The 15,851-nt window shown below is 65.9% G+C and carries 14 protein-coding genes and 6 tRNA genes; 6 read left to right on the top strand and 14 right to left on the bottom strand.

Going from position 1 to position 15,851, the window contains the following annotated elements; translation table 11 throughout:
* Positions 1 to 31: 31 nt before the first annotated feature.
* The 9 genes from clpP to ACVOLJ_RS12710 form a co-directional block, all read right to left on the bottom strand.
* Complete coding sequence (gene clpP / locus ACVOLJ_RS12750; RefSeq protein WP_025878142.1) at positions 32 to 658, bottom strand: ATP-dependent Clp endopeptidase proteolytic subunit ClpP; 627 nt, start codon at positions 656 to 658, stop codon at positions 32 to 34.
* 76 nt (positions 659 to 734) lie between these two features.
* On the bottom strand, positions 735 to 2,030 hold the full coding sequence (gene tig, locus ACVOLJ_RS12745) for a trigger factor (protein WP_481564266.1): 1,296 nt from the start codon (positions 2,028 to 2,030) through the stop codon (positions 735 to 737).
* Between the two features lie 190 nt (positions 2,031 to 2,220).
* Positions 2,221 to 2,305 (bottom strand) — tRNA-Leu (locus ACVOLJ_RS12740).
* Between the two features lie 125 nt (positions 2,306 to 2,430).
* A complete protein-coding gene (locus tag ACVOLJ_RS12735) occupies positions 2,431 to 2,802 on the bottom strand; it encodes a hypothetical protein (RefSeq protein WP_481564265.1) in 372 nt (123 codons plus the stop codon).
* 214 nt (positions 2,803 to 3,016) lie between these two features.
* Positions 3,017 to 3,092 (bottom strand) — tRNA-Lys (locus ACVOLJ_RS12730).
* Between the two features lie 173 nt (positions 3,093 to 3,265).
* Positions 3,266 to 3,341: transfer RNA gene (locus tag ACVOLJ_RS12725), tRNA-Lys, on the bottom strand.
* 79 nt (positions 3,342 to 3,420) lie between these two features.
* Positions 3,421 to 3,497, bottom strand: a tRNA-His gene (locus tag ACVOLJ_RS12720).
* Positions 3,498 to 3,672: 175 nt separating this feature from the next.
* A tRNA-Arg gene (locus tag ACVOLJ_RS12715) sits at positions 3,673 to 3,749 on the bottom strand.
* Positions 3,750 to 3,788: 39 nt separating this feature from the next.
* Positions 3,789 to 3,865 (bottom strand) — tRNA-Pro (locus tag ACVOLJ_RS12710).
* Between the two features lie 180 nt (positions 3,866 to 4,045).
* On the opposite strand from ACVOLJ_RS12710, the gene ACVOLJ_RS12705 reads away from it, so the two are divergent.
* Positions 4,046 to 4,804 (top strand): Bax inhibitor-1/YccA family protein, encoded by a 759-nt coding sequence (locus ACVOLJ_RS12705; protein WP_475281332.1) that lies wholly within the window; start codon positions 4,046 to 4,048, stop codon positions 4,802 to 4,804.
* Positions 4,805 to 4,878: 74 nt separating this feature from the next.
* Positions 4,879 to 5,511: a flavin reductase family protein gene (locus ACVOLJ_RS12700; protein WP_481564264.1), complete on the top strand. Its 633-nt coding sequence runs from the start codon at positions 4,879 to 4,881 to the stop codon at positions 5,509 to 5,511.
* A 30-nt stretch (positions 5,512 to 5,541) separates the two neighbouring features.
* Here ACVOLJ_RS12700 and ACVOLJ_RS12695 read toward each other — a convergent pair whose 3' ends face one another.
* The 5 genes from ACVOLJ_RS12695 to grxC all read right to left on the bottom strand — a co-directional run bounded on the left by ACVOLJ_RS12695 (position 5,542) and on the right by grxC (position 9,519).
* Complete coding sequence (locus tag ACVOLJ_RS12695) at positions 5,542 to 6,432, bottom strand: LysR family transcriptional regulator (RefSeq protein ID WP_481564263.1); 891 nt, start codon at positions 6,430 to 6,432, stop codon at positions 5,542 to 5,544.
* An 85-nt stretch (positions 6,433 to 6,517) separates the two neighbouring features.
* Entirely contained in the window at positions 6,518 to 7,252 is a 735-nt protein-coding gene (locus tag ACVOLJ_RS12690) for a cysteine hydrolase family protein (protein ID WP_481564262.1), read from the bottom strand.
* A gap of 216 nt (positions 7,253 to 7,468) precedes the next feature.
* Entirely contained in the window at positions 7,469 to 8,473 is a 1,005-nt protein-coding gene (locus tag ACVOLJ_RS12685; protein ID WP_475281328.1) for an isocitrate dehydrogenase, read from the bottom strand.
* 366 nt (positions 8,474 to 8,839) lie between these two features.
* Complete coding sequence (locus tag ACVOLJ_RS12680) at positions 8,840 to 9,232, bottom strand: carboxymuconolactone decarboxylase family protein (protein WP_475281327.1); 393 nt, start codon at positions 9,230 to 9,232, stop codon at positions 8,840 to 8,842.
* Positions 9,229 to 9,519: a glutaredoxin 3 gene (grxC, locus tag ACVOLJ_RS12675; RefSeq protein WP_475281326.1), complete on the bottom strand. Its 291-nt coding sequence runs from the start codon at positions 9,517 to 9,519 to the stop codon at positions 9,229 to 9,231. Before grxC ends, ACVOLJ_RS12680 begins: the two co-directional genes overlap by 4 nt.
* A gap of 142 nt (positions 9,520 to 9,661) precedes the next feature.
* On the opposite strand from grxC, the gene ACVOLJ_RS12670 reads away from it, so the two are divergent.
* The 4 genes from ACVOLJ_RS12670 (at position 9,662) to ppk1 (ending at position 15,643) form a co-directional block, all read left to right on the top strand.
* Entirely contained in the window at positions 9,662 to 11,308 is a 1,647-nt protein-coding gene (locus tag ACVOLJ_RS12670) for a M48 family metalloprotease (RefSeq protein ID WP_481564261.1), read from the top strand.
* A gap of 116 nt (positions 11,309 to 11,424) precedes the next feature.
* Positions 11,425 to 12,114, top strand: coding sequence for a phosphate regulon transcriptional regulator PhoB (phoB, locus tag ACVOLJ_RS12665; protein WP_475281324.1), 690 nt, complete (start codon positions 11,425 to 11,427; stop codon positions 12,112 to 12,114).
* A gap of 105 nt (positions 12,115 to 12,219) precedes the next feature.
* Positions 12,220 to 13,551 (top strand): phosphate regulon sensor histidine kinase PhoR, encoded by a 1,332-nt coding sequence (phoR, locus tag ACVOLJ_RS12660; protein ID WP_481564260.1) that lies wholly within the window; start codon positions 12,220 to 12,222, stop codon positions 13,549 to 13,551.
* A gap of 4 nt (positions 13,552 to 13,555) precedes the next feature.
* A complete protein-coding gene (gene ppk1, locus ACVOLJ_RS12655) occupies positions 13,556 to 15,643 on the top strand; it encodes a polyphosphate kinase 1 (RefSeq protein ID WP_481564259.1) in 2,088 nt (695 codons plus the stop codon).
* Positions 15,644 to 15,851 lie beyond the last annotated feature (208 nt).

The following is a 15,851-nucleotide window of genomic DNA, read 5'->3' as shown; positions in this document are numbered from 1 at the left end:
ACGGGGCCTTTCATGGCCCCGTGGTTGCCGCTCAGCCGGCCTGGATCGACTCTTCCGGACGACGTTCCAGGACCTGGTCCACCAGGCCATAGGCAACGGCATCGACCGCGCTCTTGAAGTTGTCGCGCTCGGTATCGCGCGCGATGGTCTCCAGCGACTGGCCGGTGTGCTTGGCCAGCACTTCGTTCAGGCGCGCACGCAGGGTCAGGATCTCGCGTGCGTGGATGTCGATGTCGGTGGCCTGGCCCTGGAAGCCGCCCAGCGGCTGGTGGATCATCACCCGCGAGTTCGGCAGCGCATAACGCTTGCCCGCCGCACCCGATGCCAGCAGCAGCGCGCCCATCGAGGCGGCCTGGCCGACGCAGATGGTGCTCACGTCCGGCTTGATGTACTGCATGGTGTCGTAGATCGCCATGCCGGCGGTGACCACGCCACCCGGCGAGTTGATGTAGATGCTGATGTCCTTTTCCGGGTTTTCCGCTTCCAGGAACAGCAGCTGCGCCACCACCACATTGGCCATGTGATCATCGATCGGGCCAACCAGGAAGATCAGGCGCTCCTTCAACAGGCGCGAATAGATGTCGTAGGCACGCTCGCCGCGGCTGGTCTGCTCGACCACCATGGGAACCATGTTCAGGGCTTTGGTTCGGTTGTCCATTTCGTGAGGCACCTATCTTGGGGGGAAACAACCCCGCGCCAGGGCTGGCGCGGGGCATCCGGGGATCCGCCCGGGATTACTGGCGGATCGCGTCCTGGAACGACAGCTTTTCTTCAGTGTGCTGGGCGCGCTCGGCGATCCAGTCGATCACCTGCTCCTCCATCACACGGTTCTGCAGACCAGACATCAGCTGGGGGTCGTTGCGGTACATCTCAATGACCTGCTCCGGCTCTTCGTAGGTCGAGGCGATCAGACGCATCGTTTCGTTCAGACGCTTCGGCTCCAGGCGCAGATCGTTGCTGCGGGCCACTTCGCCGACCACCAGGCCGACCAGCACGCGCTTGGCAGCGGCGTCCTTGAAGCCTTCGTGGGCGTCGGCCGGGATCTCGCCCGGGTTGCGACCGCTGCGGCGGATCTGCTCGACCTGCTGGGCCAGCATGGCGCGGGCTTCGTTCTCGACCAGGCGCGGCGGCATTTCCACCGATGCGTAGGCCGCGATCAGCTGCTCGCCGACTTCACGACGCAGGCGGTTCATCAGTGCACCCTTCAGCTCACGCTCGAGGTTGGCGCGGATGTCGCTGCGGAACTGCTCGACGTCGCCGCCCTTCACACCGAAGCTCTTGATGAAGGCTTCGTCGACCGCCGGGACGACCGGCTCGGAGACGTCGGTGACCTTGACGGTGACCTGCACCGTCTTGCCCGCCAGCGCCGGCACGCGCCAGTCGGCCGGGAACTCGACGTCCAGGGTCTTTTCTTCATCCTTGGCCAGGCCGACCAGGCCCTGCTCGATGGTTTCGAACATCATGCCCTGGCCGAGCACGATGCTGCCCTTCTCGGTGCCCTCGACCGGCAGGCGCTCTTCACCAGCCTGCGACCAGGTTTCCAGTGCGACCAGATCGCCGTCCTGCGCGCCACGGGTGACCGGGCTCCAGCTGCGGCGCTGGGTCTGCAGGTTCTCGATCATCTGATCGATGTCGGCATCATTGATTTCGGCGGTGTGGCGCACGACGGTCAGCTTGCTGACGTCGATGTCACCGAAGTCCGGCACCACTTCGACGGTGGCCACGAAGGAGAATTCACCCTCCTCGCCCTTGTCGATGCGCGGGCTGCCGACGATGCGCAGGTCGTGCTCACGCACGGCGGCATCGAAGGTTTCGCGCAGCAGGCCGTCCAGCGCCTCGCCACGGACCTGCGCGCCGAAGCGCTGCTCGATCACCTTGGCCGGCACTTTGCCCGGACGGAAACCCTTGATGCGGGTGGTACGGGCGATTTCGCCCAGGCGGCCGTTGATGTGGCTCTGCAGACGGTCTTCCGGCAGCGAGAAGCTCAGGCGGCGTTCCAGGTTGCCGATGGTTTCGATCGAAGCTTGCATGTTGACTCCTGCCACCGACGGCGCATGGGCCCCCGGCTCGATGATGGATGAAACGGTTGTAAGGACACGACGTCGATGACGCGCCTGCTTGCCGCAGCCCTTTAGTTTCGCCCAATTCGGGCGGCGCCGCCAGCAGGGTCGGGTACAGGGAGGGGCGCGGCGCCCGATGGGGCGGGGAGACGGGCCGGCCTGGTGCGAAAGGGGGGACTCGAACCCCCACGCCTTGCGGCACTGGAACCTAAATCCAGGGCGTCTACCAATTCCGCCACTTTCGCGTGGCCGGCACAGGCGCTCATTGTTGCAGGCGGGGACGACAAGGGGAAGGCCTGCACAAAGCTGAACCCGCCTGGAGACCGATAAAACCGGCCCGGGTGCGTATCGTCGCCCAGGCCGGCCCCGGTCAGTGCGCGGGCTTGGCGGGCATTGCCGCGCCACCATCATCGGCGGTGGCGGCGTCGACCTTGCGGATCTGCAGCGTCGAGCCGTCTTCAGAACGCTTCATTTCCATCGCATCGGCAGGTGCCGCCTGCCCTGCACTCTCGGCCGGCCCCATCATCATCGCGTCGACCGGCTGCGCAGCAACATGGTCTGCATCGGCAGACCGCTCGACCGGCTGCGCATGATCCGGTGCTGCCACCGCTGGGGCCGCATCGTCCGCCTTGCATGCTGACAGCGCAACCACCAATCCGCCGCACAGCACCATACCCACAACACGCGTATTGACTGCCATCGAACCACTCCTCATGCATGCGCCATTGCGCGGAATTTCCATTGGGAGCGATACGGCCAGCGATTGGTGAGATACAGCGCACAGCATTGAAAATGCCGATGTCGCGTTTGACGCGGGTTTCAGTGTTGCTTCATCAGAAGGCCCTCGCCCCGCATGGATGGTGCGGGGCGTGCGGCCGTGCTCCACGCAGGCGCGAGGTCTGCGGCGTTGCCGCAGGCAAGAAAAAAGCCACTTGGCGGACCAAGTGGCTTTCGTCTGGTGGGCTGTCAAGGATTCGAACCTTGGACCTATTGATTAAGAGTCAACTGCTCTACCAACTGAGCTAACAGCCCGTAAATCGGGGGGCGAATTATGACGCGATCCGCGCGTGAGGTGCAAGAACTTTTTTCACCGTGATCGAAATGCATGTCACGGAGGAGGCCACACCACGCCACGTGCGGAATGGGATCGGCCACTGTGTTGCAGAAAGAAAAAAGCCACCGGGCGGACCCGATGGCTTCTGTCTTGGTGGGCTGTCAAGGATTCGAACCTTGGACCTATTGATTAAGAGTCAACTGCTCTACCAACTGAGCTAACAGCCCTTGAAACTCAGACGCACATTGTAACGTGCTTTCTGTTTATTGCAATACCGTTTCGGCCATGCCGATGCGGTTGAATCAGTGGGGTGGCTGAGGGGATTCGAACCCCCGACCACCGGAATCACAATCCGGTACTCTAACCAACTGAGCTACAGCCACCACTGAAACTTTCGTTTCCCCGCCGATGCTGCCGGCGCTGAAACTTGATACGTTGCCCGAGGACTGTCACCGAAGTTCCGATCCGCCGAAGCGAGTCCGACATTCTGGTGGAGTCTCCATGCTTTTGCAAGCACTTCTTCACATCCGCCGGTGACCTGCGGGTGAACCGCGCCAATGGCGCGCCCGACAGGAATCGAACCTGTAACCGCCGGCTTAGAAGGCCGGTGCTCTATCCAGTTGAGCTACGGGCGCCCGAACCGGAACGGTGTCCAATCCGACGTGACGTGGGATTGGTCGGGGTAGAGGGATTCGAACCCCCGACATCCTGCTCCCAAAGCAGGCGCGCTACCAGACTGCGCTATACCCCGGTGTTGCAATCCCCTCGGGCCAGGCCCGCGGAGTTGGCCATTGTCGCCAAGCATGCACCGCACGTCAACGCAAACCGCGCGGGCCCGGACAGTGCCACGGCATCGCAGGCGGTCATCGGCTATGCTCGCGGTCATCGGCCGGATGGCCGGAACGTTCCCTCATTCGCACGGAGATCTCGCATGCGCAGCGGCAATCCGGCTCTTTCCGAGTCGACTTTCCTCGATCTGGCCAGTGGCTCGGTGGTGACCCACCCCGACCAGGCAATGACCCTCAATGGCACCGTCAACAAGACCGGCATCCTGTTGCTGCTGACCGTGCTCACCGCGGCCTTCGCCTGGAACCAGACCGTGGACGACTACGGCCAGGTGATGGCCGGCGCCAAGTTGTACGCCATCGGCGGCGCGATCGGCGGCCTGCTGCTGGCACTGGTCACCGTGTTCAAGAAGGAATGGTCGCCGGTCACCGCGCCACTGTACGCGCTGGTTGAAGGCCTGTTCCTGGGTGCGATTTCCGCAGTGTTCGAACTGCGCTTCCCGGGCATCGTGTTCCAGGCCGTGCTGCTGACCTTCGGCACGCTGTTCGCACTGCTGATCGCCTACCGCAGCGGCTTGATCAAGGCCACCGAGAACTTCAAGCTCGGCGTGGTCGCCGCCACCGGCGGCATCGCCCTGCTGTACCTGGCGTCGTTCGTGCTGGGCTTCTTCAACATCAACGTGCCGGTGATCCATGACGCCAGCTGGCTGGGCATCGCCTTCAGCCTGTTCGTGGTGGTGGTGGCCGCACTGAACCTGGTGCTGGATTTCGACTTCATCGAAACCGGCGTGGCCCAGCGCGCGCCGAAGTACATGGAGTGGTATGGCGCATTCGGCCTGATGGTGACCCTGGTCTGGCTGTACGTGGAATTCCTGCGCCTGTTGTCGAAGATCCAGCAGCGCTGAGCAGGTCCAAGCAGTAAACGACAAGCCGCGATCCGCGAGGGTCGCGGCTTTTTCTTTCTACGGAATCACCCACCATGGCCGACCACTGCCCTCCCCGCTTTCACAGCTACCGCCCGGCTGACGGCCACCGCCTGCCGCACGATCCTTTCAACGCCATCATCGGTCCGCGCCCGATCGGCTGGATTTCCAGCTGCGATGCCGATGGCAACGTGAACCTGGCGCCCTACAGCTTCTTCAACGCCTTCAACTACACGCCACCGATCATTGGTTTCAGCAGCCAGGGCCGCAAGGACTCGCTGCGCAACATCGAAGCCACCGGGCAGTTCGTCTGGAACCTGGCGACGTTCGACCTGGCCGACGCGATGAACGAAACCTGCCGTGCAGCGCCCGCCGAGGTCGACGAATTCGTATTGGCCGGCCTGACCCCACTGGCGTCGGAGCAGGTTGCAGCGCCGCGCGTGGCGCAGAGCCCGGTGAGCATGGAGTGTCGTTGCACCCAGATCGTGCGCCTGCGCGATATTGCCGGCAACGACACCAACGGCTGGCTGGTACTGGGGGAGGTCGTTGCGGTGCACATCGACACGCGCCTGCTTGTCGATGGCATTTACGACACCGCGTCCAGCGATACCATCCTGCGCGGTGGCGGGCCAGCCGACTACTTCAGGATTACCGCGGCGCAGCGGTTCCGGATGATGCGGCCGGGCTGAAACAGCACCGCATCCACGCATGACGTGGATCTACCGGCCATAGTGTGCCGCCAGGTGATCAACCAGCGCGCGCACTTTCGGCGCCAGCGCGCGTGCATGCGGATACAACGCGACGTAGCGGCGCATGCCGCCGTGCCAGGTCGGCAGCACGCGGATCAGGCGACCGGCGCGCAGGTCTTCCTGCACGGTAAGCTCGGTGAACAAGGTGATGCCCATGCCGGCCAGCACGGCGGCATACAGTGCCGGGGTGGCATCCACGCGCAGGCGCTGGCCGGTCTCCAGCTCGGCGCTCGCGCCGCGCAGGCCGTGCAGTTGCCAGGGCGCCATTGCAGCGGTTGGACTGAATGCCAGCAACGCGTGCCGCTGCAGATCGACGGGCTGCCGCGGCAGGCCATGCCGTGCCAGATAGGCCGGTGCGGCGACAAGGATGCGCGGGCAGCACGCCAGTTCCCGGGCAACCAGCTGGCTGTCTGGCAATGAGGGCGCAATACGCAGGGCGAGATCGAAGCCGCCGCCAACCACGTCGACAAGCTGGTCATCGGCAGACAGATCCAGTGCCACCTGCGGGTAGCGCTGCAGGAAGGGCGGCAACCAGTGTGGCAACTCCTGACTCGCGACCACCTGCGGCACGCTGATCCGCAATCGCCCGCTGGGCTGGGCCTGGCCGACCCGTGCGCGGTCGTCGGCGGCCTCCAGGCGGTCGAGCAGCGCCACCGCCTCGCGGTAGTAGTCCCGCCCGGCCTCGGTCAGCGACAGCCGCCGGCTGTTGCGATCCAGCAGCCGCACCTGCAGGTGATCTTCCAGCTGCCGCAGTTGCCGTGACATTGCCGAATGGGTGGTGCCCAGCCGCTCCGCCGCAGCGGTGAAGCTGCCCGCATCGACGATGGCGCGCAGCGCGCGCAGGGCGGCGAAATGGTCCATCGACGGGCGGCTCCAATGAAAACGGGGCCCGCCGGATGCGGGCCCCGCCAGCTTAGCAAGCCATCCGGCCGGGACGGCCCGGTGCTTACTTCCTGGCTGCCACCGGCAGCGCCAGGATTGCATCGGTACTCATCACATCGCCGAAGGTGTCTTCGATCTGTGCCAGGGTCGCTTCATGCAGCGCGCGATGGCCGATGGACCGGCCGCCGGCCAGATCCAGGTCGCGGCTGGCGGTGGCGTCGGCGTCCACGATCACCCGGTAGCCACGCGGCGCAGCGGCGGCATCGCGGGCGGCACCGGCCACGCAGGCATGGGTCTGCAGGCCGGTGACGATCAGGGTATCGATGCCGGCGTCCTTCAGCACCTTGTCCAGCACTGCTGCCGAGGCGCCAGCGAACACGCTGACGTTGTCCTTCTGCACCACGGTCTCGCCCTGGCGCGGCTGCATGTCGCGATGGAAAGCAGCGTTGATGCTGCCCTGTGCGAACAGCGGTGCGCCGGCCGGCAGCACGTGCTGCACATGGATCACGCGGATGCCGTTGGCATCGGCAAAGTCGATCACGCGGCGGGTCTGGCGCAGCGCGGCCACGCCATCGGGAATGACCATGCGGCCACCGGCGAAGCCCGGGGCGGCGCTGGCGTCGAAGTACTCGTTCTGGAAATCGATCACCAGTACCGCGGTCCTGGCGGCGTCCAGCGATGCCGCCACCGGGGCACCGGCCATATGGCGGATGGTGGGATGGGCCGGCTCGGCAGCGACGACCGGGACGGTGGCGGCCATGCCGATCAGGCTGGCCAGGCCGAAAGCAGTGAGGTTCATGGTCAAGCTCCTGTGCGGTTGAAAGTGGGCACAGGATGCGCAACGGATGACGCACGAACCAGCCGCCCCTGAGCACATCATCTGTGCGGTTCTCGCACAGATCGTTTTGCTTGGAGATGCCGTCATCCACGCATGGCGTGGATCTATCGGCCGGTGAAACGCAACGGGGCGCCCGAAGGCGCCCCGCTGTGGTTCCGTCCGAGGATCGCCGGCCGCTTACAGGCGGGTAGCGATGGCCTTGGCGAAGCTCATGGTGGTGCCGGTGCCGCCCAGGTCGCCGGTCAGCGAATCCTTGGCTTCCATGGTGGCCACGATGGCCTTGCGCAGGCGCTCGGCGTTTTCCGGCTGGCCAACATGGTCCAGCATCTGTGCCGCTGCCAGCAGCAGTGCGCACGGATTGGCCTTGCCCTGGCCGGCGATATCCGGCGCGGTGCCGTGCACGGCCTCGAAGATCGCCGCGTCCTTGCCGATGTTGGCACCCGGGGCCAGGCCCAGGCCGCCCACCAGACCGGCACACAGGTCGGAGATGATGTCGCCGAACAGGTTGGTGGTAACGATCACGTCGAACTGCTCCGGACGCATCACCAGCTGCATGCAGCAGTTGTCGACGATCATTTCCTGGAACTCGATGTCCGGGTACTGCGCGGCCACTTCACGGGCGACGTTCAGGAACAGGCCCGAGGTCGACTTGATGATGTTCGCCTTGTGCACCGCGGTGACCTTCTTGCGGCCGACACTGCGGGCCAGCTCGAAGGCGTAGCGCACGATGCGCTCGGAGCCCTTGCGGGTGATGCGGGTGCCCGAGAAGGCGGTCTCGCCGTCGGCGGACACTTCCTGGCCTTCTGCCAGATAGGCGCCTTCGGTGTTCTCACGAACGGTGATCAGGTCGACGTTGTCGAAACGCGACTTGGTGTTCGGGAAGGTGTGGGCCGGACGCACGTTGGCGTACAGGTCGAAGTGGCGACGCAGGCTGACGTTGATGGAGGTGAAGCCACCACCGACCGGCGTGGTCAGCGGGCTCTTCAGCGCGATCTTGTTGCGTGCGATCGACTCCAGGGTGACCGCCGGCATCAGGTCACCGTGCTTTTCCAGGGCCACCAGGCCTGCGTCGGCATCTTCGTACTCCAGGCCAGTGTTGAGCTGGTCGAGCACGTAGAGGGTGGCGTCCATGATTTCCGGGCCAATGCCGTCGCCGCGGATGACCGTAATTTTCTGCGTCATTGATCGATGTTCCGAACAGGGGGAAAAACGCCGTCCGGACGTGCCCGGAAACGCCGGCGCAAAGGAAGTTTCACCCGCAATTATGCCTGAGCCGGGGCCGAGGTCCCAAATAGACCATGGTCCCAGTCCCCGGCTCAGGCAGAATTGCCCGCGCCTTCCACCTTATCCCCGCGCCTGTCGGCGCGCCCCTTTGAACAAACCGCTCTGCGGTTTGCCCGCGCATCCCTCCTTATCCCCGCGCCTGTGGGCGCGCCCCCTTGAACAACAAGGGGGCTCTTGGGCTGGGGGATCGCGGGAAAGGCCTCTCCCCGCGCGCGCCCGGCGGCTTTTCGTTCAGGTGCTCGCCGGGCATGGCCCGGCGCTACCTTAATGCGCGTGTGCTTCGGGGGCGGCGGCGCCACCTTCCAGCTGGTCGAGGAAATCGACCGCGCGGCGCAGGTGCGGGATGACGATGGAACCGCCGACCACCAGGCCGACCGAGAAGGTTTCGAAGAACTCCTCGCGGGTCACGCCGGCGTCCTTGCACTGGGCCACGTGGTAGCTGATGCAGTCATCGCAGCGCAGCACCATCGAGGCCACCAGGCCCAGCAGCTCCTTGGTCTTCACATCCAGCGCGCCGGCCTGGTAGGTCTGCGTGTCCAGCGCGAAGAAGCGCCGCACCACCTGGTTGGGCTCGCCCAGGATGCGTTCGTTCATGCGCTTGCGGAAGTCGGTGAACTCGGCGATGCGGCCCTTGCTGCCGTCGTCGGCCGCGCTCATGCCTGTCCCTGCCCGGCCAGCAGCGGCTCGAGCTTGCCCTCGCGGTGCAGGGCCATCATGTCGTCGTAGCCGCCCACGTGGACGTCTCCGACGAAGATCTGCGGCACGCTGGTACGGCGGGTCTTGGCCATCATCTTCTCGCGCTCGACCGGATCCAGGTCGATGCGGACCTCGGTCCACTGCTGGCCCTTGCTCTTGAGGAAGTTCTTGGCGGCCACGCAGTACGGGCAGACGGCGGTGGAATAGATGGTGATGGCGGGGGTAGCGCCGGTGGGCTGGGCTGTCACGGGAAACTCCACGATGGATCGACGGTCCATATATGGTACCGGTGCGCTGGAATTTCCACGCCACGCCCGCAACACTGTGGATTAACGAATGGTTGCCCCCTGCCCTGCCACGCTGGGCAGGCCCTGTCCGAGGACTGCCTGCTTGCGACCCCTGCTGCTCACCGCCGCCCTGACCCTGGCCCTGGCCGCCCCGCTGGCACAGGCCCAGGAAAAGCTGCCCGACATCGGCTCCTCGGCCGGCGAGCTGCTGACCCCGGCCCGCCAGGCCGAGTACGGCGCGATGATGCTGCGCGAGCTGCGCAACTACGGCTACCTGCTGGACGATCCGCTGGTGAACGACTGGCTGCAGACCATGGGTACCCGGCTCGGCTCCAACAGCGACCAGCCGCGCCAGCCCTACACCTTCTTCGTGATGAAGGACCGCCAGATCAACGCCTTCGCCACGCTGGGCGGCTACATCGGGGTCAACGCCGGCCTGGTGCTGACCGCCGAACGCGAAGACGAAGTGGCCGCCGTGCTGTCGCACGAAATCGCCCACGTCACCCAGCAGCACGTGCTGCGCGGGGTCGAGCGCGCGCAGCGCGACCAGATCCCGATCCTGCTGGGCATGCTGGCGGCGGTGGTTGCCGCCCAGGCCAGCAACAGTTCTTCTTCGGGCAACGCGACCATGGCTGCGATCAGCTCGGGCATGGGCCTGATGCAGCAACGGCAGATCGACTACACCCGCTCCAACGAATCCGAAGCCGACCGGCTGGGCATCCGCACGTTGTCACGCAGCGGCTATGACGTGGATGCGATGGCCGGCTTCTTCGAGCGCATGTCCTCGGCGATGCGCGGCAACGACGGGGGCTACAGCGTTCCCGACTTCCTGCGCACCCACCCGGTCAACACCACCCGTATCAGTGAAGCCAAGGCTCGCGCCGAGCAGATGAAGAAGGACACGGTGCTGCTGACCACGCGCACCCCCGGTGGCGAGCGCAGGGAGCGGGTGGACCCGGCGGATCCGACCCTTGGCGACCCGCTGCTGCGCGGCAGCAACCCGCTGCTGCCCGGAAGCGTGCTGCGGGTACCGATCGCCCAGCTCAGCCGGGGTGCCAGTGGCGATTTCGAGTGGGCCCGCGAACGCCTGCGCGTGTTGAGCGCCGACAGCACGCCGGAGCTGGAACGCGAGTACAGCGATCTGGCGCGGCGGCAGAAGGACGGCCTGAACGACGCCCAGCGCTATGGCCAGAGCCTGGCCACCATGCGCGGCGGCCGCGGCGGGGCCAGCCAGGCCCGGCAGACGCTGGCCGACCTGCTGAAAACCCACCCGGACAGTCTGTGGGTCGCCCTGGCCCTGGCCGAGGCCGAATCGCGTACCGGCCAGGCGGGCCAGGCCAATGCGCGCTTCGAGCAACTGCTGCACGACCACCCCAACAGTCGGCCGGTGGCGCTGACCTATGCCGAAATCCTGAACGAGCAGGGGGGCCGCGAGGCTGGCCAGCGCGCACAGGCGATGCTGCGCCCGCTGCTGTCGCAAAGCGGTAACGATCCGGTCTTCCAGCAACGCTACGCCCGCGCCAGCGAACTTGCCGGTGACACCGTGCGCGCCAGCGAGGCGTACGCCGAGGCGGCCTTCCTTGGCGGTCGCCCGGAACAGGCCCTGATGCAGCTGCAGGCACTCAAGCGCAACCCTGCGCTGGACTACATCGGCCGGGCACGGGTGGATGCCCGCATCGAGTCGATCACGCCCACGGTGCTGGAGCTGCGCCGACAGGGTGTGCAGGACCCGGACCTGGATCGCCGCTGAGCACGCCATGACCGGTAGATGGCAGAGATGCGAGATGTCGCCCGGCTAGTCACAAACGTGTCATCAAACCGTAGTCTACTGGCACCACTCCAGTAACTGAGCCCTACGGTGTCCTCGTGCAGAAACGCATCCTGATCGTCGACGACGAGCCCGCGATCCGCGAAATGGTCGCCTTCGCCCTTCGCAAGGGCGACTACGAACCGGTCCACGCCGGCGACGCCCGGGAGGCGCAGACGGCCATTGCCGACCGCGTTCCCGACCTGATCCTGCTCGACTGGATGCTGCCCGGTACCAGCGGCCTGGACCTGGCCCGACGCTGGCGCAAGGAAGCCCTGACCCGCGAAGTGCCGATCATCATGCTGACCGCGCGCGGCGAAGAGAACGACCGCGTCGGTGGCCTCGAAGCCGGTGTCGATGACTACGTGGTCAAGCCGTTCTCGGCACGTGAGCTGCTGGCGCGCATCCGTGCGGTCATGCGCCGCGCCCGCGACGATGACGAAGACGGCAGCGTGGCCGTCGGCCCGATCCGCATCGATGGCGCTGCCCACCGGGTGTTCGCCAACGACCAGCCGGTACCGATCGGTCCGACCGAATATCGCCTGCTGCACTTCTTCATGACCCACCCCGAGCGTGTTTATACCCGCGCGCAGCTGCTGGACCACGTGTGGGGCGGCAGCGTGTACGTGGAAGAACGCACCATCGACGTGCATATCCGCCGCCTGCGCAAGACGCTGGAACCGTTCAATGCCGAAAACATGGTGCAGACCGTGCGCGGCGCCGGTTACCGCTTCTCCACCGCCACCTGAGTCCCGTCGTGCCGGCACCGTGCACCCCACGGTGCCGGTGCCGGCAACTCTGCTATAACCCTCGGTTCACCTGCGTGAACCGCCGCAACCCACGACGAGACCGCAATGCCCCGCCACATCCGCTCTGCCTGGTTGAAGACACTGGCCACCGTGGCCACCGTGTTGCTGTTGGCCGGCCTGGTCGGATGGTTCTCTGGGCACCTGTGGCTGTGCATCGCGCTGGCCGCACTGGCCACGCTGGTGTGGCATTACTGGCGGCTGCGCCGCGTGCTGCGCCGACTGACCGCGCGCCAGCGCTGGGATACCGCTGCCGAAGGTACCGGGGTCTGGAACGAACTGGATCGCCTGCTGTACCGCAACCAGGTGGAGATGCGCGTGCGCAAGCGCCGCCTGCTGGACATGCTGCGCAGCTATCGCGCCGCGGCGGCCGCGCTGCCCGATGCGGTGGTGGTTCTGGACCGCAACAGCCAGCGCGTGCAGTGGTTCAATGAAGCGGCCACCGCCCTGCTCGGCCTGCACCACCCCGGCGACCTGGGTGAGGCGCTGGTCGAACGCCTGCAGCCGATGCCGCTGGCCCACTGGCTGGCCGGGGGCCGCAACGCCGAACCGATCCTGGATGTGCCCTCGCCGGTCGATCCGGCGATACGCCTGAACCTGCGCCTGATTCCCTATTCTTCGGACTACTGGCTGCTGATCGCCCGCGACGTCAGCAAGCTGCTGCGCCTGGAACAGGTGCGCCGCGACTTCGTGGCCAACGTTTCGCACGAACTGCGCACGCCACTCACCGTGGTCCACGGCTACCTGGACATGATGGACCCGGAGGATTTTCCCGGAACCGGACCGATGCTGGAGGAAATGCGCAAGCAGAGCCAGCGCATGGCCCAGCTGGTGGAAGACCTGTTGACCCTGTCGCGGCTGGAATCGCAGGAACACAGCGAGGCCGAGACGGTGGCCATGCAGCCGATGCTGGCCACCCTGCGCCGCGAAGCCGAGGCCCACAGCCAGGGTCGCCACCAGATCAGTATCGATGACCTGGCCGGCGTGGACCTGCAGGGCTCGACCAAGGAACTGCACAGCGCCTTCTCCAACCTGGTGACCAATGCGGTGCGCTATACCCCGGCCGGTGGCCGCGTCGCCGTTGAATTCCGTCGCGAAGGTGACGGCGCGGTGCTGGCGGTGCGTGATACCGGCTATGGCATTCCCGCCACGCACCTGCCGCGCCTGACCGAACGTTTCTACCGGGTGTCCAGCAGCCGCTCGCGCGAGAGTGGTGGCACCGGCCTGGGCCTGTCGATCGTCAAGCACATCCTCGGCCTGCACCACGCCCGCCTGGAGATCGACAGCGAAGTCGGCAAGGGCTCGGTGTTTGCCTGCCATTTCGATGCCGATCATGTACGACCCCGTGATTCCGCCCCCCTGACCTCTTTCGAAGAATGACGCCATGAGCAGCCTCGGATCCCTCCCCCTCCCCGTGAGCACGGACAGCGATCCGCTGCGCGACCCGGCGCTGTACATCAATCGCGAGCTGTCACAGCTGGACTTCAACTTCCGCGTGCTGGCGCAGGCGATGGACCCGCTGGTACCGCTGCTGGAACGGCTGCGCTTCATGTGCATCTCCTGCACCAACCTCGACGAATTCTTCGAGATCCGCGCCGCTGCAGTGCGCCACGCACAGGAGTTCGGCCTGCCGCCGGCACCGGATGGCATGAGCCCGCAGGCCATCCTCAACGCCATTCACGAACGCGCCGCCGAACTGGTGGACCTGCAGTACCGCTGCTGGAACCAGACGCTCCGCCCGGCTCTGATGGACGCCGGCATCGGTGTGCTCGGTCGCAATTCCTGGACCCATCGCCAGAAGCGCTGGCTGCGTGCCTACTTCCGCAACGAGATCATGCCGGTGCTGTCGCCGCTCGGCCTGGACCCGGTGCATCCGTTCCCGAAGATCCTCAACAAGTCGCTGAACATCGTGGTGGTGCTGAAGGGCACCGATGCGTTCGGCCGCGCCGGCCACCTGGCGATCGTGCGTGCACCGCGTTCGCTGCCGCGCATCATCCAGCTGCCGGAAAAGCTGGGCGGCCCGCAGAACTTCGTGTTCCTGTCGTCGGTACTGTCCACCTTCGTCGACGAGCTGTTCCCCGGGCTGGAAGTCCAGGGCGCCTACCAGTTCCGCGTCACCCGCAATTCCGAGCTGGTGGTGGACGAGGAGGAAGTGGAGAACCTTGCGCTGGCGCTGCGCGATGAACTGGTCGACCGCGGCTATCGGCCCGCGGTGCGGCTGGAAATTGCCCACGACATGCCGCGCGATATCGTGCGTACCCTGCTGCAGAACTTCGGCCTGACCGAGAACGCGGTGTACCGCATCGACGGCCCGGTCAACCTCAACCGCATCATCCAGCTGTACGACCTGATCGCGCAGCCGGATCTGAAGTATCCGCCGATGACCCCGCGCACCCTGCGCGACAGCGACGGCATCTTCGAAACCGTCACCCGCAAGGATCTGCTGCTGCACCATCCCTTCGATGCGTTCGCAGCCGTGCTTGACCTGATCCGCCAGGCCGCACTTGACCCGAACGTGCTGGCGATCAAGCAGACCCTGTACCGCACGGGCAAGGATTCGCTGATCGTTGATGCATTGATCCAGGCAGCGCGTGCCGGCAAGGACGTGACCGTGGTGGTCGAGCTGCGCGCGCGCTTCGACGAAGAAGCCAACCTGGGCCTGGCCGACCGGCTGCAGGAAGCCGGCGTGCAGGTGGTATACGGCGTGGTCGGCTTCAAGACCCACGCCAAGATGCTGCTGATCGTGCGCCGGGAAGGCCGCAAGCTGCGTCGCTACGTGCACCTGGGCACCGGCAATTACCACAGTGGTACGGCCCGCGCGTATACCGACCTGAGCCTGATCACCGCCGATGCGGATATCGGCAATGACGTGCACCTGCTGTTCCAGCAGCTGTCCGGGCTGGCCTCCAAGATGAAGCTCAAGCGTTTGCTGCAGTCGCCCTTCACCCTGCACACCGGCATCCTGGAACGCATCGAGCGCGAAACCCGCATCGCCGCCGCCGGGCGCCCGGCGCGGATCATCGCCAAGATGAACGCCCTCAACGAGGCGCAGGTGATCCGTGCGCTGTACGCCGCCTCGCAGGCCGGTGTGCAGATCGACCTGATCATCCGCGGTGCCTGCACCCTGCGTCCCGGCGTACCGGGGGTGTCGGACAACATCCGCGTGCGCTCGATCGTCGGCCGCTTCCTGGAACACAGCCGGGTCTACTGGTTCGGCAACGACGGTGCCCCCGAGCTCTACTGCGCAAGCGCCGACTGGCTGGAACGCAACCTGCTGCGCCGGGTGGAAACCTGCTTCCCGATCCTCGATGCGGCACTGGCCAAGCGGGTCTACCGCGAAGTGCTGCAGAACTACCTGGACGACAACCTCAACGCCTGGGAGCTGGATGCCGAAGGCATCTATCACAAGCGCACCCCGGCCCCCGACGAGGCTCCGCATTCGGCACAGATGGCGTTGATGCAGGGGCTCTGACCCGGTAGGTGCCGACCTCGGTCGGCGCGTTTGGATTCATCCACGCATGGCGTGGATCTACCGTGTCGACCAAGGTCGACCCCCACCAACAGCGGCGCAGAACGCCGTCCCGGCAGATCGCAGCGAACTGTCGAAGGCGGGGTGGGGGGGGGGGGGGGGGGGGGGGGGCGGCGGAGGGGGGGGGCCTGCGGGCGACCGCGCGCGGTGG

Source organism: Stenotrophomonas sp. STEN046, from assembly GCF_056759755.1.
This window is presented reverse-complemented; position numbering and strand designations above follow the sequence as displayed.

Excerpts from the sequence above, each read along its gene's own strand:
- tig (WP_481564266.1), bottom strand. The coding sequence starts at position 2,030 with ATGCAAGCTTCGATCGAAACCATCGGCAACCTGGAACGCCGCCTGAGC.
- ACVOLJ_RS12685 (WP_475281328.1), bottom strand. The coding sequence starts at position 8,473 with ATGACGCAGAAAATTACGGTCATCCGCGGCGACGGCATTGGCCCGGAA.
- ppk1 (WP_481564259.1), top strand. The coding sequence starts at position 13,556 with ATGAGCAGCCTCGGATCCCTCCCCCTCCCCGTGAGCACGGACAGCGAT.
- ACVOLJ_RS12680 (WP_475281327.1), bottom strand. The coding sequence starts at position 9,232 with ATGAGCGCGGCCGACGACGGCAGCAAGGGCCGCATCGCCGAGTTCACC.
- ACVOLJ_RS12705 (WP_475281332.1), top strand. The coding sequence starts at position 4,046 with ATGCGCAGCGGCAATCCGGCTCTTTCCGAGTCGACTTTCCTCGATCTG.
- phoR (WP_481564260.1), top strand. The coding sequence starts at position 12,220 with ATGCCCCGCCACATCCGCTCTGCCTGGTTGAAGACACTGGCCACCGTG.
- ACVOLJ_RS12690 (WP_481564262.1), bottom strand. The coding sequence starts at position 7,252 with ATGAACCTCACTGCTTTCGGCCTGGCCAGCCTGATCGGCATGGCCGCC.
- ACVOLJ_RS12700 (WP_481564264.1), top strand. The coding sequence starts at position 4,879 with ATGGCCGACCACTGCCCTCCCCGCTTTCACAGCTACCGCCCGGCTGAC.
- ACVOLJ_RS12735 (WP_481564265.1), bottom strand. The coding sequence starts at position 2,802 with ATGGAAATTCCGCGCAATGGCGCATGCATGAGGAGTGGTTCGATGGCA.
- clpP (WP_025878142.1), bottom strand. The coding sequence starts at position 658 with ATGGACAACCGAACCAAAGCCCTGAACATGGTTCCCATGGTGGTCGAG.
- ACVOLJ_RS12695 (WP_481564263.1), bottom strand. The coding sequence starts at position 6,432 with ATGGACCATTTCGCCGCCCTGCGCGCGCTGCGCGCCATCGTCGATGCG.